The sequence below is a fragment of the Desulfosarcina ovata subsp. ovata genome (assembly GCF_009689005.1).
GTDB classification, from domain to species: Bacteria; Desulfobacterota; Desulfobacteria; order Desulfobacterales; family Desulfosarcinaceae; genus Desulfosarcina; species Desulfosarcina ovata.
The window spans coordinates 5,988,933-6,009,460 of record NZ_AP021879.1 but is presented as its reverse complement, the minus strand read 5'-3'; the positions used below and the strand labels follow the sequence as shown (position 1 = coordinate 6,009,460).

General features: G+C 51.0%; 16 protein-coding genes and 3 pseudogenes. 14 read left to right on the top strand and 5 right to left on the bottom strand.

The annotated features are described in order from the left end of the window. The first annotated feature begins 41 nt into the window (after positions 1 to 41). The 3 genes from GN112_RS26410 (at position 42) to GN112_RS26400 (ending at position 3,307) form a co-directional block, all read left to right on the top strand. Positions 42 to 1,226: a saccharopine dehydrogenase family protein gene (locus GN112_RS26410; protein WP_162459131.1), complete on the top strand. Its 1,185-nt coding sequence runs from the start codon at positions 42 to 44 to the stop codon at positions 1,224 to 1,226. 77 nt (positions 1,227 to 1,303) lie between these two features. Further along, positions 1,304 to 1,648 carry an aldehyde ferredoxin oxidoreductase C-terminal domain-containing protein gene (locus tag GN112_RS26405; RefSeq protein ID WP_155312896.1) on the top strand — a complete coding sequence of 115 codons (345 nt, stop codon included), beginning with the start codon at positions 1,304 to 1,306 and terminating at the stop codon, positions 1,646 to 1,648. 204 nt (positions 1,649 to 1,852) lie between these two features. Next, positions 1,853 to 3,307, top strand: coding sequence for an NAD-dependent succinate-semialdehyde dehydrogenase (locus tag GN112_RS26400; RefSeq protein ID WP_155312895.1), 1,455 nt, complete (start codon positions 1,853 to 1,855; stop codon positions 3,305 to 3,307). Positions 3,308 to 3,402: 95 nt separating this feature from the next. On the opposite strand, the gene GN112_RS26395 is transcribed toward GN112_RS26400, so the two are convergent. Next, positions 3,403 to 4,518: a TOBE domain-containing protein gene (locus GN112_RS26395; RefSeq protein WP_155312894.1), complete on the bottom strand. Its 1,116-nt coding sequence runs from the start codon at positions 4,516 to 4,518 to the stop codon at positions 3,403 to 3,405. Between the two features lie 198 nt (positions 4,519 to 4,716). On the opposite strand from GN112_RS26395, the gene GN112_RS26390 reads away from it, so the two are divergent. The 5 genes from GN112_RS26390 to GN112_RS26370 all read left to right on the top strand — a co-directional run bounded on the left by GN112_RS26390 (position 4,717) and on the right by GN112_RS26370 (position 10,729). Next, the gene (locus tag GN112_RS26390) at positions 4,717 to 5,955 is read left to right on the top strand and encodes a putative sulfate/molybdate transporter (RefSeq protein ID WP_155312893.1); all 1,239 of its coding nucleotides are present in this window, start codon (positions 4,717 to 4,719) and stop codon (positions 5,953 to 5,955) included. Between the two features lie 356 nt (positions 5,956 to 6,311). After that, the gene (locus GN112_RS26385; RefSeq protein WP_155312892.1) at positions 6,312 to 7,493 is read left to right on the top strand and encodes an MFS transporter; all 1,182 of its coding nucleotides are present in this window, start codon (positions 6,312 to 6,314) and stop codon (positions 7,491 to 7,493) included. Beyond that, on the top strand, positions 7,481 to 8,620 hold the full coding sequence (locus tag GN112_RS26380; RefSeq protein ID WP_155312891.1) for a lysylphosphatidylglycerol synthase transmembrane domain-containing protein: 1,140 nt from the start codon (positions 7,481 to 7,483) through the stop codon (positions 8,618 to 8,620). The genes GN112_RS26385 and GN112_RS26380 overlap by 13 nt, the downstream gene beginning before the upstream one ends. Before the next feature lie 366 nt (positions 8,621 to 8,986). Then, positions 8,987 to 10,423, top strand: a complete 1,437-nt coding sequence (locus GN112_RS26375; RefSeq protein ID WP_197743311.1) for an IS4 family transposase — start codon at positions 8,987 to 8,989, stop codon at positions 10,421 to 10,423. A 27-nt stretch (positions 10,424 to 10,450) separates the two neighbouring features. Then, a complete protein-coding gene (locus GN112_RS26370) occupies positions 10,451 to 10,729 on the top strand; it encodes a hypothetical protein (protein ID WP_155312890.1) in 279 nt (92 codons plus the stop codon). A gap of 280 nt (positions 10,730 to 11,009) precedes the next feature. Here the strand turns inward: GN112_RS26370 and GN112_RS26365 are convergent, their stop codons facing one another. The 3 genes and pseudogenes from GN112_RS26365 to GN112_RS26355 all read right to left on the bottom strand — a co-directional run bounded on the left by GN112_RS26365 (position 11,010) and on the right by GN112_RS26355 (position 13,716). Next, entirely contained in the window at positions 11,010 to 11,330 is a 321-nt protein-coding gene (locus GN112_RS26365) for a HigA family addiction module antitoxin (protein WP_155312889.1), read from the bottom strand. 486 nt (positions 11,331 to 11,816) lie between these two features. Next, positions 11,817 to 12,473, bottom strand: coding sequence for a reverse transcriptase domain-containing protein (locus tag GN112_RS26360; RefSeq protein WP_155312888.1), 657 nt, complete (start codon positions 12,471 to 12,473; stop codon positions 11,817 to 11,819). Positions 12,474 to 12,673: 200 nt separating this feature from the next. Continuing rightward, positions 12,674 to 13,716: pseudogene (locus tag GN112_RS26355) on the bottom strand (IS630 family transposase). Between the two features lie 151 nt (positions 13,717 to 13,867). Here GN112_RS26355 and GN112_RS26350 point away from each other — a divergent pair. From GN112_RS26350 to GN112_RS26325, 6 genes and pseudogenes are all read left to right on the top strand, one after another. Further along, on the top strand, positions 13,868 to 15,019 hold the full coding sequence (locus GN112_RS26350; RefSeq protein ID WP_155312887.1) for a site-specific integrase: 1,152 nt from the start codon (positions 13,868 to 13,870) through the stop codon (positions 15,017 to 15,019). Further along, the gene (locus tag GN112_RS26345; RefSeq protein ID WP_231716924.1) at positions 15,016 to 15,690 is read left to right on the top strand and encodes a tyrosine-type recombinase/integrase; all 675 of its coding nucleotides are present in this window, start codon (positions 15,016 to 15,018) and stop codon (positions 15,688 to 15,690) included. Before GN112_RS26350 ends, GN112_RS26345 begins: the two co-directional genes overlap by 4 nt. A 213-nt stretch (positions 15,691 to 15,903) precedes the next feature. Next, positions 15,904 to 17,235, top strand: coding sequence for an IS701 family transposase (locus tag GN112_RS26340; RefSeq protein WP_155308529.1), 1,332 nt, complete (start codon positions 15,904 to 15,906; stop codon positions 17,233 to 17,235). A gap of 31 nt (positions 17,236 to 17,266) precedes the next feature. Then, positions 17,267 to 17,614 (top strand): annotated as a pseudogene (locus tag GN112_RS26335) (site-specific integrase); the annotation flags it as partial. After that, positions 17,601 to 18,614 carry a site-specific integrase gene (locus GN112_RS26330; protein WP_155308523.1) on the top strand — a complete coding sequence of 338 codons (1,014 nt, stop codon included), beginning with the start codon at positions 17,601 to 17,603 and terminating at the stop codon, positions 18,612 to 18,614. The pseudogene GN112_RS26335 and the gene GN112_RS26330, both read left to right, overlap by 14 nt. A 142-nt stretch (positions 18,615 to 18,756) precedes the next feature. Continuing rightward, a pseudogene (locus tag GN112_RS26325) lies at positions 18,757 to 19,799 on the top strand (IS630 family transposase). An 82-nt stretch (positions 19,800 to 19,881) separates the two neighbouring features. Here GN112_RS26325 and GN112_RS26320 read toward each other — a convergent pair. Then, a complete protein-coding gene (locus tag GN112_RS26320) occupies positions 19,882 to 20,472 on the bottom strand; it encodes a reverse transcriptase domain-containing protein (protein WP_231717145.1) in 591 nt (196 codons plus the stop codon). Between the last annotated feature and the right edge of the window lie 56 nt (positions 20,473 to 20,528).

Genomic DNA, 20,528 nt, shown 5'->3' with positions numbered 1-20,528 from the left:
TCGTCGTTAATAAATGTATTATTCCTAAAAGGAGCATAGTCATGAAGATTGCCGTTGTTGGCGGTGCCGGAAGACAGGCCCTGGGGGCCGTTTACGATTTTGCCGAGGATGAATCCGTAGAAAAACTCTTGTTGATCGATGCACTCCCCGAGGCCCTGGAGGCACGCGTCAAACTGGTACACGCCGAGAAGGTCGAATCCAAGGTCATCGATGTCCTGGATACCGAGAAACTGGCCGCCGCCCTGAACGACTACGACGCCGTCATCAACTGTTCGACCCACAAACTGAACATGCCGGTCATGGATGCCTGCATTGCCTCGCGTACCAACTATACCGACCTGGGCGGGCTCTACCACTGGGCCAAGGAGCAGTTGACCCGGCACGAGGACTTCAAAAACGCCGGTATCACCGGCATCGTGGGGTCCGGAGTGGCGCCGGGGATGGTCAACGTGATGGCCAAATACGCCGCCGACCGCCTGGACTCGGTGGAGACGGTGAGAATTTATTCAGGTATCGTCAACCGCCTGGTAAAAGGCAATCAGATCGTCCCGCAATACGCCATGGACACGATTATCGATGAATTCACGATCAACAATTTCGAGTTCAGGGACGGTGAGATACTGGAGCTTCCGGCCTTTTCCGGCGAAGAGATGATCGATTTCGCCGAACCGGTGGGCCGCCAGATGGTGTACAACGTGGTCCATTCCGAAGTGGCCACCATTCCACTGGCCTTCGCCCACAAGGGGATCAAGAACGTGAGTTTCCGGCTGGCGTTGCCCAAACTCTTCGAAGAGAAATTACGATTCCTGCTGGATAACGGTTTCGGATCCACCGATCCGATCATGATCAAGGGCCATCCGGTGGCTCCCCGCGATTTGCTCATCGCCATGGTGGAAAAACCGGTTCAGTACCTGGATCGATCGGTTCCCCAGACCCATGACGATCACAAGGATATCCGCGTAATTGTTGTCGGTGAAAAGGACGGCCGTCGCCTGACCTACCAGGTCGAGACCCTCCTGCATCCCTATCCCAAGTGGAACATGGCTTGCGGGCCTTTTACCGTCGGCTATCCCGGTGCCGTGACCACGCGTCTTCTGGGCGCGGGCAAGATCAAGGAGAAGGGATTCTTCTCCGGCGAGTCGGTCATCGATCCCCAGATGTATTTCGATGAACTGGCCAAGCGCGGCATCAAGTTCTTCGTTCAGGTAACCCATGACCTGAACTGATAGCAGGCCGCACGCCGGCACTTGTTGAACGGGGCCGCCTGTGCCGGCCCCGTGCATCATCCCTTATCCTGATCGAAATGATCGCCCGGCGTGAAGGCATCGGCGATATCCTCGCCAGCGGCATCCGGGCGGCGTCCCGGGCCTGGGGCGTCGAGGATCTGGCCGTGCATGTGAAGGGCATGGAGCCGGCGGGTTACGATCCCCGGGTGCTCAAGGGGATGGGCCTGACCTTCGGCACGGCCCCCCGCGGCGCCTGCCACCTGCGCACGACCTTCTACAAACCCGAGCTAGCCGGCATGATCCCCGCCGATCAGGTCACGGAAAAGGCCGCCATGCTGACCGATTACTATGCCCAACGTGGCTGGGCCGCGAACGGAGTCCCGGCATCACTTAGGATCAGGGATGAAATTCATTGGACGTAATTGCGCGGGGCTTGTGTTCGTCTTCAAGGCGCATCAACGGTTGCATACTGGGAGTATGTGACCGTTGATGCAACGCGGAAGACGGGCGCAAGAACAAACAATTTTGTTCAATTAATAAAATTCCCGATCCTTAAATATTAAACGCTTGTGTAAAAACGTCACGGCGTTTCAAACAAATGGTTCATCCAGGAGATATGCCCCATCATGTTCAAGCTCATTGACAAATCGCTTTTCCGTCAGCAATGCTATATCAACGGCAAATGGGAAAACGCCCGCTCCGGGGCGATTATCACCGTCTCCAATCCCGCAGATGGCTCTGTTTTGGGCAGCGTACCGGATATGAGCCACGAGGAAGTGACCGCGGCCGTGGAAACCGCCGCAACCGCTCTGCCGGCATGGCGCAGGCGGACCGCCGCCGATCGCAGCCAGGCGCTGCGCCGATGGTACGATCTGGTGATTTCCAACCAAGCCGATCTGGCTGCCATCATGACCGCCGAGCAAGGCAAGCCCCTGACGGAGTCCAGCGGCGAAATCGCCTATGCCGCCTCCTTTATCGAGTGGTTCGCCGAAGAGGGCAAGCGCGTCTATGGGGACACCATCCCCGCCCAGCAACCAGGAACGCGCATCGTGGTAACCAAGGAACCGATTGGCGTTTGTGCTGCCATCACACCATGGAATTTTCCTGCCGCCATGATTACCCGCAAGGCGGCCCCGGCCCTGGCTGCCGGCTGCGTCATGCTGGTCAAACCGGCCAGTCAGACCCCCTTAACGGCCCTGGCCCTGGCGGAACTGGCCCAACGGGCCGGCATCCCTAAAGGGGTATTCAATGTGGTTACCGGCCAATCATCGGTGATTGGCCGGGTGTTCACACAGAACCCCCTGGTACGAAAAATCAGTTTCACCGGTTCAACGGAGATCGGTCGCCGACTGATGCGCGACTGCGCCGGTACCATCAAAAAGATATCCCTGGAACTGGGCGGCAACGCGCCGTTTATCGTTTTCGACGATGCCGACCTGGATGCGGCAGTCCGGGGGGCGATCGCCTGCAAGTTCCGCAATAGCGGTCAAACCTGTGTCTGCGCCAACCGGATCTTTGTTCAGGAGAGCGTCTATGCGGAATTTGCCGAAAAGCTCGCCTCCGCCACCCAGGCGTTGACGGTAGGAAACGGTTCGACTCCCGGCGTGGAGCAGGGGCCGCTGATCAGTCAGGCTGCGGTTGAAAAAGTGGAACAGCATATTGAAGATGCCCTGGCAAACGGGGCCAATCTGATTGCCGGTGGACAGCGTCATGCCTTGGGCGGCACTTTTTTCCAACCTACGGTCCTTTGCAATGTCTCTCCTGACATGCTGATCGCCAAGGAAGAAACCTTCGGGCCGGTGGCACCACTGCTGCGCTTCGAGGTTGAAGGGGAAGCGGTTCGCCTTGCCAATGACACCGAATTCGGCCTGGCGGCATATTTCTACAGCCGGGACCAGGCCCGCGTCTGGCGTGTAGCCGGGGCCCTGGAGGCGGGCATTGTAGGAATCAACACCGGCCTTGTTTCTTCGGCAGTAGCGCCTTTTGGCGGCGTCAAACAATCTGGCATTGGCCGTGAAGGCTCCAAATACGGAATTGAAGAGTATGTTGAAACTAAATATCTATGCATGGGAGGGCTATAGATAATAATTACGATCAAGCATGAGGGGCATTCTTCCCAAATTCGAGGCGGCGGAATAGACGCTGCTGGTAGAGTGCTTGGCGGTTTGATTCGCTTTCATTCAGCCAGCAGCACCACCGAAAAACTGTTGAAGAAAACCCACACCGGATCACCGGTTGTGAGACCGAGGCGATGGCCGCTTTCGGTGGTCACCAGCGAACAGACCTCGGTCCCGTCTGACAGCCGTACGATAAATTCCGTATTGATCTCACCCCGGTTGACCCGTTCGACAATCCCCGCCAGGATGTTGTCGGCACTGCATTGGGGCTGGCGCTCGCGTTTTTGCAGCATCACCCAGGGCGCCTTGACTTCGGCGGTGATCAACGCACCGACCTTCAGTCCCAGGCGCTGGCAGCTGTCCCGGGTAATCACCGTTGCAATCCGATGGCCGCCGATGGTCAACAGTTCCACCAGGGCCTGGATATCTCCTTTGCCGATGGACTGGATCTTTCCGAAAAACGTGTTCCGGGCGCTGGTTTTGCGTGCCGACTCCTTCTCCATGAAAAAACGGGTGACCTGCTGAATGTCCTCCTCGGAAAAGGAGACATAGGCGGAGGTCAGATTGGGGGTGGAATGCCCCAACAGCATCTGAACCGCCGGCAACGGCATGTTGCTCTGCATCAATTCAACGGCCCGCGATTTGCGTAAGAGTTCCGGCGCGCCCAGCTGTTTGGCGATCCCGCAGGCCTCGGCACGCTCGTAGAATTTGCGCCGCACAAATCCCGGATCGACACGCAGCGTGCCCCGCGAGGCGTCCGTGGCATACAAGTCGGCGGTAAGCGCCTGGATCTCGCCGAAAAGCGTTTCGGAGACCTGAACGTTACGTGGGAGGCGCCCCGGATCCGCCTGCCGGCGTCCGAAACAAATCCTCTGTTTTTCACAATCGATGTCTTCTTCCGGATCGAGGTTCAACACTTCGCTCAGTTTCGCCCCGGTATAGCGGATCAGCAGAAAAATAAGCAGAATACGTCGGCGGGCCAAGCGGACATCCGCACGCCTGGCTGACCCGGCCCAGTCCCGGAAGGACGCCTCCAGTTGATGAAGCTGAACGGCGTCCAGGCACTTATCCTGGTCCGGTGCCGAAAATATCCGCCCATGGGGGTTCTGCTCCTTCAAAGGCAATCGTTGAGCGGGCGGGGGGTCGGCTTTGTGGTCCTGTTCTTTTTTTCCCATGTTGTCGCATCCAATGGGTCGGTTGATTCCAAATGGCCTGACGCCAACCATAAACATCTGCTTGACAATTGAGCAATGCCATTTTACTATCACGATTAAAATATTATTCGTGTCTGTTTGTCAATGAATCATCCCACTATTCTTCCAAAGGGAGAACCATCGCCGGCAGACACCGGTGGGTCATTCCGGGAGGTGGATATGAATGGAAACCAAGACGTGGCCATTCAACGATCGGCCAGCCATCGCGGCTATCGGTTCAATCGTATGGAACTGGCCGGCTCCCTGGGCGATCTGGGCACCCTCCTGCCCCTTTCCATCGGCATGATTCTGATCAATGGGCTCAATCCCCTGGGCCTGTTTGCGGGTGTCGGCCTGTTTTATATTTTTTCAGGTCTCTACTTCAACGTCACCACCCCCGTCGAACCCATGAAGGTGATCGGTGCCTATGCCATCGCCACCGGAATTTCCGCCAGCCAGATCCAGGCTTCGAGCCTGTGGATTTTTATTGTTCTGATGATCATCGGCGGCACGGGCATCATCACGCCGATCGGCCGATCCATTCCCAAACCGGTGATCCGCGGCGTCCAGTTGTCCACCGGCGTCCTGCTGGTCTCCCAGGGTATAAAACTGGTGCTGGGCACCTCGACATTTCAGGCCCTGCGCCAGGCGGCCGAGCCCTTTCTGAACGTTCAGGCGGTCGGTCCGGTGCCCATCGGTCTGGTGATCGGCACCCTGTTGGGGATTCTCACCCTTCTGCTGCTGGATAACCGACGCCTGCCCGCAGCCATTGTCGTGGTTGGCGCCGGGATTGGTACCGGTCTATTATTGGGAACGGGAGAGGGTCTGAGACAGATCCAGTTCGGCCTTTACCTGCCCGAATGGCTGCCTTTCGGGATTCCCTCGGCCGGTGATTTCACCTTTGCCCTGCTGGTGCTGGTACTGCCGCAGATTCCGATGACCCTCGGCAACGCGGTGGTGGCCAATGCCGACCTGTCGCGTCAGTACTTTCCGGACGATGGACACCGGGTCACCTACCGGTCCCTTTGCATCAGCATGGCCCTGGCCAGCCTGATCAGTTTTTTCCTGGGCGGCATGCCCATGTGCCACGGTGCCGGCGGCCTTGCCTCACGGTATCGATTCGGCGCCCGCACGGCCGGTTCCAACCTGATCATCGGCACCATCTTCATCGCCCTGACACTCTTTCTGGGCAACCATCTCATGGGCGTCATCTACCTGCTGCCCATGTCCGCGTTGGGCATTCTGCTGATCTTCGCCGGCGGGCAGTTGAGCCTCACGCTTCTGGATATGCAGACCCGCAAAGAGTTGTTCGTGCCGATTCTCGTTCTGGGAATCACGCTGGCCACCAACCTGGCGGCCGGATTCCTGGTCGGTATTGCCGTGGCCTATGCACTGAAGTCGGAGAAGTTGAGTGTTTGACTTTACTCACAAGGACAACCTGTCCGATCTGCTGGTGGAACAAGAGAATCGACCGCATTACCGCTTGCGACCCGAGAGGTAGCGGCAATAACCATGCTCTTCGCAAACAGACTGCGGATCAATTGCTCTCCATATTTGAAGAATATGGCGTGGATCATGTTTATGCAGGACACATTCACGGATACTGGGCAGGGCAATGGGGCACGATACCATCAAATGCCATTGGACAGTGGGGGGTATCCTGGAATTGTTGGGTCACATTGATTTTGACAGCCGGGTGCGGCGTCATCGTGTTTTTGTATTGGCGTAAATGGCAATGCCGCGCTATACGAATTCAGGAGGACGCAAAGTAGGTTATGAGCACGAACACCCCGCCCAAGCATATTCCGGTCAGCATCTGGGCGCTCGGCCTAGTGAGCATGCTCATGGACATTTCATCCGAGATGATCCATAGCCTGCTGCCCCTGTTCATAGTCGGCCCCCTGGGTGCGAGCGCACTCACGGTGGGCCTGATCGAGGGGGTGGCCGAGTCCACCGCCCTAACGGTGAAAGTCTTCTCCGGCACCCTCAGCGACTACCTGGGCAAGCGCAAGGCGCTGGCTGTCTTCGGGTACACCCTGGGCGCATTGACTAAGCCGCTGTTTGCCATCGCTCCAACCGCGGCCATTGTCCTTACAGCGCGCGTTCTGGATCGTGTCGGGAAAGGGGTGCGGGGAGCTCCGCGCGATGCAATGGTGGCGGATATCGCACCGGCTAAAATGCGTGGGGCAGCATTCGGCCTGCGCCAATCCCTCGACACGGTCGGAGCCCTCCTCGGCCCGCTCCTGGCGGTGGGCCTGATGCTGCTCTGGGCCAATGACTTCCGTGCCGTATTCTGGGTCGCTGTCGTCCCGGGCCTGCTGGCTGTCTTCTTGCTGCAGTTCGGCGTACGCGAGCCGGAGCGGCACATTGGTGAGAAGCGTACAAATCCGATTCGCCGCGAAAATATCAAACGCCTGAGCGGTCCTTACTGGTGGGTGGTCGGCATCGGTGCGGTGTTCGCCTTGGCACGATTCAGTGAGGCATTCCTGGTGCTACGCGCCCGACAGGCAGGTATTCCGGTAGCATACGTTCCTCTGGTGATGGTGGCCATGAACCTGGTCTATTCGGGAGCTGCCTATCCGTTTGGCAGACTGTCGGATCGAATGAACCACAGCACGCTGCTGTCGCTGGGTTTGATGGTCCTGATCACAGCCGATTTGGTTTTGGCCGCCGGCGACCATTGGCTCACCGTCTCTGTCGGGGTGTCCTTGTGGGGCCTTCATATGGGGATTACCCAGGGATTGCTTGCGACAATGGTTGCCGATACCGCCCCCGTCGATCTGCGCGGAACGGCTTATGGATTCTTCAACCTGGTCAGCGGCATCGCCATGTTGATGGCCAGCGCCGCCGCGGGGATGCTGTGGGACCGCTTCGGTGCCGCTTTCACCTTTTACGTGGGTGCGGCCTTCGCTGTGCTGGCGTTGATGGGCCTCCTTCTGAATACGTGGCGACGGTGAAAAGCATACAGCTAATTCCTTTTGCTATTTCCCGACGGGTCCTGAGTTATTTCGGGCTTGCAGGGCTGTTCTTCTCAATGTCTTTTGCCACCCTGTTCTTTGTTCATCACTACTTTTCCGGGGGGCAGCTACGAATACCATCCAGTCTCCTTTCGCCTACCGTTATCAGCTGGTTCACAATTCTTCTGGTTCTATATTTCCTGGCCGATGGTCTGCGGCTGTATTGTGTGATCCGGGCGATGGGGTTTCGCATCGCGTTTGGATATATTGTCAAGCTGGTCTTTGTGAATATCTTTGTATCCAACGTCACACCACTTGCCACCGGCGGCGGTGTGGTCCAAATCTATTTCATGAAACAAAAGGGCATACCCGTCGGGGAGGCGACAGCGGCCACGTCGATCCGTACCATCCTGGCGGCCTTGATCCTGTTCACGCTCACACCAGTCATCATTTGGGTTGAGCCTTATCAATTTCGCATGTTTGTTCATCGGAACCTCCTATACGGCATCACTGGGGTTTCATGTGCCTACCTGGCCGTCTTCTGGATTATTCTATTTAGAATACGGATCATCAAACGCTGGATGTTTCGGTGTTTGTATCTTCTCAATGCAGCGAAAATGGTATCGCGGCGTCGGTTCAGAAAATGGCTTTTGAGGGTTTCGCGGGAACTGGACCTGTTTTCCGGCGGGTTTAAACGCTATTTCAGAACCAGTCCCGGCTGGGCGGTTCTTTCCGTTCTGTTTACGGTGCTTTTCCTGCTGCTCCTTTTCTCGTTTTCCGTTGTGCTGGTCAGGGCGCTGGGGTACCAGGCCCCGGTATTGACCGTGTTGGCCTTACAGGTGGTGGTGACCTTCTTCATGTATTTTGCTCCCACACCGGGTGCGGCGGGTGTCGCCGAAGGCGGCTACGGGCTCCTCTTCGCTCAACTGGTGCAGAAACAGGATATCGTGCCACTGACCTTGTGCTGGCGTTTTCTAACCATCTATGTCGGGGTGGTGATCGGCATTGTGGTGATGTACAGGGAAATGTTTTGGTATGGTCGGGGGTCGGACCAAGCTGGATGCTTAATTGCCGTGGTTTTAGACCAAGATCAGGGCCGTTTTTTGGTCTTAAATCGATGTTTTTAAGGCCGAAAAAGGCAGTTTAAGGGAATCGTACAGCCTAGGTTTTAGGAAAAGATCCTTTAAATTTCCCCCATAAAAAAACCCAAAGTTGTAGATTATTGAACATGCTCCTCGGGAGAACACCAGTAAAGATATATCAAATTCATTTCCCTACTTTCAACACTACCTCCTTGATAAGCTCCCCCGTTGTCATTAAAATGGTTTTGGCTTGGTCGTAGGTGAAGATCCAGGGGTTGTTTTTGTCACGGAATGGCTCTGGATAAATGCCCGGGCCTACAATGATTCTGAACTCCGAAGATAACCACGCCCATCAGCCCTTTCAAGGTAGCACTAAAAGACCATTCATAACTGGATGAACTTATTAAATAAATGCTGGACAAACCCACCCCCAAAATATACAGTAAAAAAGAAAAACTGTATTATTTGGGAGGTGACATCATGTTGAGTCCTGTTTTTACGCCGTTCATCAAGAATTCTCCGATTTCTGTCATGGCTCGTGGTTTGATGGAGAAGGTACTGAATCCTGAGCAATTGGACGAATGGTTCGAGAACACCGCTAAAGAACAATACACAAGGGACCTTTTGTTTTCGACGCTTTTTTACCTGATGAGCCAGGTCGTTCAGGGAAGCCAGCGATCAATTCACGCAGCCTTCCAGGCTTCAAAAGAGGATATTGCCGTTTCAGTTACCTCAATCTACAATAAGTTGAACGGCATGGAACCAAGTACATCGGCAGCTTTGGTCCGATATGCCGCCGAGCAGGTGGAACCTATTATTCAAAGATTGTTGGGTAAACAAAACTCCCCTTTGCCTGGCAAACGAATCAAACTGCTTGATGGCAACTGTATCGAAAAGAGCCATCACCGAATCAAAGAGTTGCGGTCCATAGCCTCAGGTCCTCTTCCGGGGAAATCATTGGTTGTGTACGATTCGATGTTGCACCTGCCCATCGATGTGTTTCCTTGCGAAGACGGCCATGCGCAAGAACGCTCATTATTGAAAACGGTGCTTGAAACTATTGTTGCCGATGATGTTTGGGTTGCCGATCGCAATTTCTGCGTGGTTGAATTCACCTGCGGCATCGATAAGCGGGATGCGTGGTTCATTATCCGTGAGCATGGGAATTATCCTCTCGAGCTAATTGGAAAGGAAAAATATATCGGCAAAATCGAAACAGGAACCGTATACGAGCAACCCATCCGGGTTCGTGATGAAGCTGGCGAAGAGCACGCCTTCAGGCGGATTCGCGTGAAGCTGAAGGGTGAAACCCGTGATGGTGATACCGAGATTTTCATCATCACGAATCTATCAAAGAGCGCAGCAAACGCTAAAACAGTTGCCCGGTTGTATCGGGATCGATGGACCATCGAAACGGCCTTTCAGCGTCTCGCTGAATATTTAAACTCTGAAATTAATGCATTGGGCTATCCTCGTGCCGCTCTTTTCGGTTTTTGCGTTGCTCTGGTCGCCTATATCAGCATGTCCGTTGTAAAAGCAGCACTGGGCAGTGTTCACGGTGTCGATTTCATAGAACGGAACGTATCTGGTTATTACATCGCCAATGAAATCGAAGGCGTCTACCAAGGGATGATGATCGTTATCGAAAGCGACCATTGGGTCGTTTTTAGAGACATGCCAGAAAGTGATCTGGTTCGGTTGCTTGAAGAATTAGCTGGCAACGTAAAATTATCAAAGTACCAGAAGCATCCTCGAGGTCCCAAAAAGCCCAAACCGAAGCGGGTTGCGATGAAAAACAAGCCACATGTTTCAACCGCGAAAATACTCGCTGAGAGAAAGAAGTCATAGTACTACCTTGAAAGGGCTGCCACGCCCATGTATTCGAAACGATTTGATTGGAATGCCGCCCCCCATCCGTTGGGAACAGCGCTTGACGAACGGATGTCCCGGGGCGAGGCGATCCTCGACCTGACCGATGCCAACCCCACCCGGGCCGGCCTGGAATATGCCGCCGACACCATTCGGTCCGCCCTGGCCGGCCCCGAAACCATGATTTACATGCCTGTGCACCGGGGCCTGGCCGTGGCCCGTGAGGCGGTCTCCACCTATTATCGGGAACTGGGGGAAACCGTCTCGCCTCCCTTACCCGGATGAGGCTTCCAGGAAGGTATCCACCTCACGGTTTCCACCCCTCCCGAAAACGCGTGATTTGGTACATTGTCGAAAAGGGCTCCAAACCAACTGCACAGCGCGCAGCAAGCATGCCTCATAGAGTACCAGCAGGGGAATACTGGGATTGGTCAAGGCACCGTGAAGGCCCTGCCAATCAGCCAATTGTGCGACATCGTGTCGCACCTTAACGACAAGCTGACCTTGCCGGGACGGAGCGCCAGCGTAGACTCAGTCCGTGTCCAGCGCCATATTGGGCTTTGGACTAATTCGTATCAAGGTGGTTCAAAGGCAGCGGTTCTATATCATTCAATGCATCTGATTCAGATTTCATTGCGAAATAAAGATCCCATCTGAGTTGAATATTCATCCAAAAATCAGCTGAAACCCCAAAAACCTTAGCCAGCCTTAAAGCCGTGCTGGGCGTAATACCACGCCTGCCATTGATTATTTCATTAATCCGTTGATAAGGAACGTTGATGGCGTTAGCTAAATTACGCTGGGTTATGCCCATTGGCTTTAAAAATTCTTCCAGCAGCATTTCCCCAGGGTGGGTCGGTGTCCTATGTGTAGGTATTCGTATCATTGTACCCTCATATAATTATATTTTAATGATAATCTGTAATTTCAAAATCTTTCGGGCCATTCTCAGCCCATATGAAACAAATGCGGTATTGGTTGTTTATGCGGATGCTATGTTGTCCTTTCCTGTCTGCTCATAGTGCTTCTAACCTATTCCCAGGAGGAACTTGGAGTTCATCGAGTGTCGTAGCGGAATCCAATTGATCGAGCTTTCTTGACGCAATGCCCCAGAGGTTCTGAGGACAAATTTTTCTTGCGGCCTTAGTTGCTTTGCCATTGAAAATATCCTCCGAAGCTTTTGATTTAAATGATTGTATCATGAATATACAGTATCACGGCTATCATGCTATTTCAAATCACTTTACTCCATCAATAGATACCTCTCGCGGTAGGAACGCCGGTTACCCAGCGCCCCCCGCACAGTCCCGGACGTGCGGTTTTCCCGCATCCGGTTCCTCGGTTGTACTCGCTTTCGCGTAAAGCATCCGCTTCAGGAAAACACCCGATGTCGCTTGGTCGATACTGGTAGCTTGGGTTTCGCAATCCCGAGGCGCTCAATAGCACTAAGGAAAACTTTCCAAGTAAAGCTCCTCCGCTTCCCACCTCGACGATTCAGCCACTTGAATGCACATTCGACCGCCCAACTGTAAAACTTCCACAACGACTTCGAGTTGCCGACCACGCTGTAATAATTGTAATGACCGTGCAATCGACGGTTTAGTGCCGTTATGAATTTTATCCCTTTCAAATGACGGTTGCGCTTAATCCAATCTTTGATGCGGCGGCAGGCACTTTGCAACTTCTTACGCGCAGTGCGCTGCATCACTCGGACTTCTCCATCTTGATCGTAGGTCCAGTACGTCTCAAAACCCAAAAAGACTATCCGCCTGCTTCGGCTCGGATGAAATCTGCTGAAGCGCATCATACCCGTCTTCTCCGGAGCTACCGATAGTCCGAACTTACCCAGCCGATCCGGTAGCATCTCGAAAAACCACTTTGCTTCCCCACGGTATTGAAAGGCACAGACGAAATCGTCTGCGTATCTGATTATCATGGCTGCACCTTTGCAGTGAGCCTTGACAACCTTTTCAAACCATAAGTCCAGCGCAAAGTGCAGGTAAACATTGGCTAAAACCGGTGAAACGATTCCACCTTATGCAAAGAAAGTAATTATGCAAAGTAAGCCATAAAATTCGTCTTAATTCAAGGGTTTCTTTTTGATTTAATAAGCATAATCTCCGCCAATGAGACTGAGCAAAAGCTCAAAAAATCATTATAAGGAGATACTTTTTATGCAAAAGAAACCATTGGAAGAGCTTTTACAGGATTTGGAGCAGGAGCTATACTTTAACCGGTTATAATTTGCGATTTTGAAAATGATTGAAAATTTAACGCCAGTAAGGAATCCAACTCCTTTTTGTAGTCGCCGCTCGTCTCGGCAAGGCACTGTAGAATCGACTTAGAGAATGCTTCGAAGTCGGAATAATATTTCGAGTACAGGCATTTTTTCTTTACGAATTTCCACATTCTTTCGATCAGGTTGAGATTGGGAGAGTACGGTGGCAAAAACAATAGGTCAATGTTCAGCAGTTTTGCCGTATTTTGCACAAGTTTGCACTTTTGATACCTGGCATTATCAAGAACAATGGAAATCGGGAAATCACAGTATTTATCGCTGAGCTTAATCAATAGCTGACAAACGCTGTATGAATTGATGTAACCGGTATTGGTGATCGTAATCATCTCATGGGTGATGGCATCGAGAGCGCCAAGTACATTAAACCGCTTTCTGCCTGACGGCGCTTTGATGAATAGCCTGGCGAAACACCACAGGTAACCTAAAAAGGGTGCAAACACGAAATGCGCGGCATCCATAAAGAACAAGTGGCGCTGACCGGCCTTTGCCTGTTCTATTCTTGGCTCAAGGTCTTTTTTTTAAATTCTTCTTGGGCCTCGGGATCAGCACCCGAAGGGACTGATCCGACTTTGCGGTACTTCATGCCAAGCTTTTTTAGAAATACACCAACTTGGGTCTTGCTGCGTCGAATTCCGGTCAGCCTTTCGATTTCAGCAGCCGCTTGTGCAATATTGGCAACCGGATTGTCCCGAAAATGCTGTTCAATCGAATCGCTGTATGTTCCCAGGTCACTTTCAGGGCGATAGAAATTTACTTTTCTGACCTCATCAAGTCCGCCTTGCCGGTAAAGTCGCAGATATTTTGTCACGGCGTTGTCACAGGCTCCCGATATTTTGGCAATTTGTTTGTGTGGGAGTCCCTGGCTTTTTAGCCAGAGGACTTCCATCCTGCGCTGAACTCGGGGAATGGGATGATGAAATCGTTCATATTCAATAGTTTTAAGATCCTGCTCAGAGAACTCGACTTTTATCATTGTTTTCTCCCTGGTCATTTATGGTTCAATGCGTCCAGGGTAGTATGAAAAATAAAAGCCCAATTGTCCAGCTTTAAATTAACATCGGTAAAAATTATCGTATTTTATTGCCATTCACAGTATACTTCGGCTCGGTTACACCGAAGGCTCCATGAAGTTTTACCGCAACCGTTGGAAGAAAATTATTCAGTTCGCTGAAGGGCGGGATGAGATTTTCTATTCCGAGCAACTTGGAATCGACTATGTCGAACACCACTACCAGATCCTTGAAAAGGATTTTGATAAAACCCTATCCCAGAAGGATACGCAAGAACTCCGCATCATCCGTATGATTGGAGACTTCCAACTCCACCACACTGTTCTTAGACGGTACTATAAACATAGGAAACTGCTTACAGATTCCTATTACATAGGTGTCATCAAGGATTTTAAAAGATACTGTGAGCACAAGGATTATTCCAAAGTAACCGTAAATCATTACGTGAAGCAATCGGAGCGTTTCATGGATTATCTTGTTTCCCAGGGAATCCGTGATTGTCACGATGTCGAGCTTCCTGTTATCAACGGGTATATACGAACACTGGCCGGTTACACCTATAAGACTGTGGAACAAAACATCTGCTCCATACGTTCTTTTTTAAGGTATTTGCAGGAACAGAACATCCTACAAACGGATCTGGCTTCTAAAACACCAATGATTCAGGCTCGTAAACAGACACGCATCCCATCCGTTTGGACGAAAGAAGAGTTGGATGCACTGATAGGCGCCATTGATCGAGGAAATCCAAAGGGAAAACGGGACTATGCCATTATCCTCCTTGCCTGCGTGTTGGGTCTTAGAGTCACTGATATCAAAAACCTCACTTTTGGTTGTTTCGACTGGGGAACGAAGAAACTGACATTTATCCAATCAAAAACAAGGGAAACAGTAACCCTGCCGATTCCTTCCGAAGTTGGATGGGCTGTCATTGATTATCTGAAATACGGCAGGCCAAAAGTGGATTTGCCTGTTCTTTTTGTAAGGCACGTGGCGCCATTTCTTCCCTTTTCGGAAAATGATCATCTGTATCAGATAATCCGTGATTATATGCGGATTGCACATCTGCCTACTTTGAAGAAGCACCGTGGTATGCACTCTCTTCGTCATACGGCAGCTTCAAGAATGCTTGAGCATGACACACCGCTTGCTGTCATCTCGGATATTCTGGGTCATACGGACACGGACGCTACAGCAGTCTATTTGAAGGTGGGCATCAATAAGCTTAAAGAATGCTGTCTGCATACTCCGGAGGTGGGCTCATGAGAAACTACCCGTTCAGAGGTCCATTTGCAGAGCATATCAAAAACCATGTCGGCTTGAAGCAAGCGGTCGGGTATAAATATGAGGCAGAAACGGCGCATCTATCAAGATTTTCCTCCTTTACCGCTGAAAAATATCCCGAAGCATCGATCCTTTCAAAGGAAATAGTATTGGAGTGGTGCTCAAAAAGGAACTATGAGGCACAGGCCAATCAGTGTGCAAGAGCCTCTATCTTGCGGCAGCTTGCCGTGTATATGGAAAATATTGGAATTGGCGCATACGTCCTCCCAAAAGGATATTACCCGGCGGGACAGCAGTATGTTTCTCACATCTATACGGAAAATGAACTGAAACGATTCTTCCATCAGACGGATCAATGCTGCTACGTCGGTGAATGTCCATATCGCCATCTCATCATGCCGGTATTTTTCCGGCTAGTTTACGCCTGCGGCCTTCGGTCTTCCGAAGCAAGACTTCTGAAGGTCGAAAATGTGGATACGGATGCAGGCATACTGAGCATTCATCATTCAAAAAAAGACAATAGCCGTTTGGTTGCCATGTCAGACGAGCTTACCGGTCGATGCCGGAACTACTCTGAAAATGTGCATAACCTTTCAAAGGGGTCTGATTGGTTTCTAAAGTTTCCCCTTTTTGAAAGCAGCCCGGCGGGGTGAGTACTACTGAAGAATATTAATATTTCCTGTAATAACAGATGGTTAGCAAAATGGCGGTCGCCTGTAACCTATTGAAATCATTACAGATATCGGGACCGATTTTTGGCAATATGATCAAATATTTAGTTAATACAGTATGTTAATGTTGATTGCGAGGCTCGGTTGTGGTATGTTTCTTCTTCCACAAACAAACAACCCAACCGGAGGCCTCGCATGCTTATCCTACACGACATCCTTGAAAAACTCAAAAACGAATTTGCTCAGTCCAGTAAAGGTCAGGAACGGGGAATATGGTTCGTATACACGATCGTGGCGATCATTGTTCCTTTCGCCTCATCGAGGACCTCAAACATTCTACGGTGCTTGAAGACGGTGTTCGGCTTTTCCGGGATCAGTCGTAAAAAGTTCTATACCTTCATGGCATCCCCACGGATTCCATGGCAACGGTTATGGCCCACGCTGTGGAAATTGATTCCGCTGCCAACGACCGGTGGGCGGTTAATGCTGGCTCTGGATGACAGTATCAACGCCAAGACAGGCAAGAAGATTTTCGCCTGCGACAAGGTTTTCGATCATGCTGCCAAGCAAAACCAGTCCAGGTATCCGTGGGCCCAGAACATCGTTGCTGTGGGGTTGTTGAAGATGATCAAGGGACGTTGGGCCTGTCTGCCGCTGAGTTATCGTTTCTACCTCCTGAAGAAAACCATCGAACGAATGAACCGTGACAGCAATGGACCGGAAGTGACATTCAAGAGCAAGCTTGCCATGGCGGTCGACATGATCGGTGAGATTGCCGCGGTGTTTCCCAGAAAACGGATTGTCATCATCACCGACTCATGGTTCGGCAATGGCGGCCTGTGGAAGCCATTGAAAAAACAGTTGGGCATATGGGTGGATATGATTTCCAGGCTTCGATCCAACAGCACAATATTTGAACTGCCGCCACCTCCGACCGGACGACAAGGCCGCCCGCGTAAATATGGCCGCAAGCTGGGGAATGCGGCAGCGTTGGCCGTTCGATTCAAATCGCTGGCAAAAGAATACATCGTCAACCTGTATGGCCGCAACCGGAACATCGTAGCCTATGAACGCGTGGTGATGCTCAAGACCATCCGATGTGCGGTCAAGGTGGTCTGGGTCTATCGTAAGACACAGTGGGTGGCACTTTATTCCACCGACCTGTCCCTTTCGGCTGAGCAGATTATCGAATACTATGGGGCCCGCTGGAAGATCGAAGCCTTATTCAAGGAATTGAAAAACGACATCGGCAGCGCTGACACGCAAAGCCGTCATCCGCAGGCCGTCAGCAACCATCTGCACTTTTGCATGCTGGCGACCACCGTCGCCTGGATTTACGCCAGCCGGGTCGAGAAAACGCCATCTCGCCGGCATGCCGTCGGCGGCCGCCGTCATTTTGCCTTTTCGGATGTCCGCCGATCCGTTACAAAGGCCGCGATGGACAAGGATTTTGGTAGGCTCTTCCCGGTGCCACGCAAATCCGTCTTTAATTCTCTCGTGGACGTACTGCTGCGCATGGCGGCTTGATTGAATTTAGGAAACTTTAGATTGGTTTTTCCCAGGACTTAAAGGAAAGCCAATGACTGTAGGAAATGTTTACCACAATTTCAGGCGATTCCTGTGGAGAGCCGGCATCTCTCATGGCGGAAGAGGAAAAGGTCCGAGAGTACACGATTTTCGTCATACATATGCCTGCCAGTGTCTGAAAAAATGGGTGATGGAAGGGAAAGACATTGCCGCATATCTTCCTGTACTGAAAACATATATGGGACACGATTCCTTTGAGGAAACAACCTATTACCTCAGACTTACAGCTGATATCTTTCCAGATATATCCATCAAACTCGAAGGGTGTTATCCTGATATCATTCCTCGACTGGAGGGTAATGGCTATGAAACCTACTGATTTTGCAACTCACCTTACTGGATTTCTTTCCGTGTATCTGCCTCGACAGAAAAATGCCAGTAACAATACGATAGCATCCTACCGTGATACCTTTAAATTGCTACTCCGTTACTGTCAGGAAGAGAAGGATATACCTGCCGAAAAGCTGAACATGGGCATGCTGACCCATGTAATGATTGCTGATTTTCTCGAATGGCTTGAAAAGAAACGTAAATGTAGCACTGCAACCCGTAACCAAAGGCTTGCAGCCATACATTCCTTTTTCAGGTATGCTCAATACGAGGAACCATCAGGAATCCTTCATTTCCAAAAGGTCATTGCCATACCGGTCAAGAAGGCCTCCAAGCCGTCGGCGCCACATCTGACACCGGAGGCGATGAAATTTTTGCTGTCACAGCCGGATAAAATGACCGTGAAAGGCCGACGAAACCTGACGCTTTTGAGTGTTCTTTATGATTCAGGATGCAGAGTGCAGGAATTAGCCGATCTCAGGGTACGGGATGTTGTAGTGGACAATCCGGCACTGCTTATCCTCACTGGAAAAGGCAATAAGATGCGCAGAGTTCCTCTAATGAAAAATACTCTGACCTTGCTTCAACATTACCTTCAGGAGCATTCCCTTGATAAAGATTGGAAAAAGGACTATCCGCTTTTTGTCAACAAGCATCGTAGCAAACTCACTAAGGAAGGCATTGCCTACATCATCTCTCAGTATGTTGTTTCGGCGAAAAAGATATCTGCAAGCATGCCGGAAAAAGTGACGCCACATATGTTTCGCCACAGCAAAGCAATGCACCTGCTGCAGGCTGGCGTTAGCCTTATCTATATCAGGGATTTTCTCGGACATGAGGATATCAAAACCACCGAAATTTACGCAAAGTGTGATACCGAATTGAAACGTCAGGCCATCGAAAACGCCTATCCAACTCTGGTAGATAGCAATCTTCCCGATTGGAATAAAGACGCTGCATTGTTGGAATGGCTTTCAAATCTGAAGTAGTCGTGATATTATGCAAAGTATACTGTGAATGGCAATAAAATACGATAATTTTTACCGATGTTAATTTAAAGCTGGACAATTGGGCTTTTATTTTTCATACTACCCTGGACGCATTGAACCATAAATGACCAGGGAGAAAACAATGATAAAAGTCGAGTTCTCTGAGCAGGATCTTAAAACTATTGAATATGAACGATTTCATCATCCCATTCCCCGAGTTCAGCGCAGGATGGAAGTCCTCTGGCTAAAAAGCCAGGGACTCCCACGCAAACAAATTGCCAAAATATCGGGAGCCTGTGACAACGCCGTGACAAAATATCTGCGACTTTACCGGCAAGGCGGACTTGATGAGGTCAGAAAAGTAAATTTCTATCGCCCTGAAAGTGACCTGGGAACATACAGCGATTCGATTGAACAGCATTTTCGGGACAATCCGGTTGCCAATATTGCACAAGCGGCTGCTGAAATCGAAAGGCTGACCGGAATTCGACGCAGCAAGACCCAAGTTGGTGTATTTCTAAAAAAGCTTGGCATGAAGTACCGCAAAGTCGGATCAGTCCCTTCGGGTGCTGATCCCGAGGCCCAAGAAGAATTTAAAAAAAAGACCTTGAGCCAAGAATAGAACAGGCAAAGGCCGGTCAGCGCCACTTGTTCTTTATGGATGCCGCGCATTTCGTGTTTGCACCCTTTTTAGGTTACCTGTGGTGTTTCGCCAGGCTATTCATCAAAGCGCCGTCAGGCAGAAAGCGGTTTAATGTACTTGGCGCTCTCGATGCCATCACCCATGAGATGATTACGATCACCAATACCGGTTACATCAATTCATACAGCGTTTGTCAGCTATTGATTAAGCTCAGCGATAAATACTGTGATTTCCCGATTTCCATTGTTCTTGATAATGCCAGGTATCAAAAGTGCAAACTTGTGCAAAATACGGCAAAACTGCTGAACATTGACCTATTGTTTTTGCCACCGTACTCTCCCAATCTCAACCTGATCGAAAGAATGTGGAAATTCGTAAAGAAAAAATGCCTGTACTCGAAATATTATTCCGACTTCGAAGCATTCTCTAAGTCGATTCTACAGTGCCTTGCCGAGACGAGCGGCGACTACAAAAAGGAGTTGGATTCCTTACTGGCGTTAAATTTTCAATCATTTTCAAAATCGCAAATTATAACCGGTTAAAGTATAAATTCAGTGCATGTGTTGGAAATATTGTACATTAAGCGATTTACTTTGCATAATCGCGAACTTCGCATAAGGTGGTTTATGCAAAGCTTTGCATAAACCACCCTGGGGCGTTCCTTCTATGCTGGGACTGACAAAGCCCCCCGATCATCGTTCCGGCCGTAAGGTACCGGCGGATCAATTTCAAGACCCGTTTGTCCCGGACCCTGGTGGCCAGCCGGCTTAAAAGCCGGTCGTGGTTAACTCGGTCAAAAAACTTGGACAAATCCATGTCAACCACGTGGGTGTACCCGTCCAGCAGATAGCCTTTGGCTTGTAGGACAGCGTCATGGGCTGATCGTCCTGGTCTGAATCCGTAGCTGTACTCAGAAAAGGTCGGATCCCAGATCTGCTCCAATACCTGAGCTATCGCCTGTTGGATAAGGCGGTCCAATACCGTGGGAATACCAAGCAAACGGACACCGCCATCGGGTTTATCGATCTCCTTCCTTCTGACCGGTAAGGGACGATAATCCCCATTTAGCAGGTCCTGCTTGATCTTCGGCCAGTGCCTTTTCAGGTACCCTTTCAAGTGGTTGGTTTTCATGCCGTCCACGCCCGGGGCGCCTTTATTGGCAATCACCTGGTTCATTGCTCTGAGCACATTACGTCGTTCGAGAATCAACTCCAACAACTGCTCTCTGCCTCCCAGACTGGTACCAGCGATTTAATTCTTAGCCAAGATCA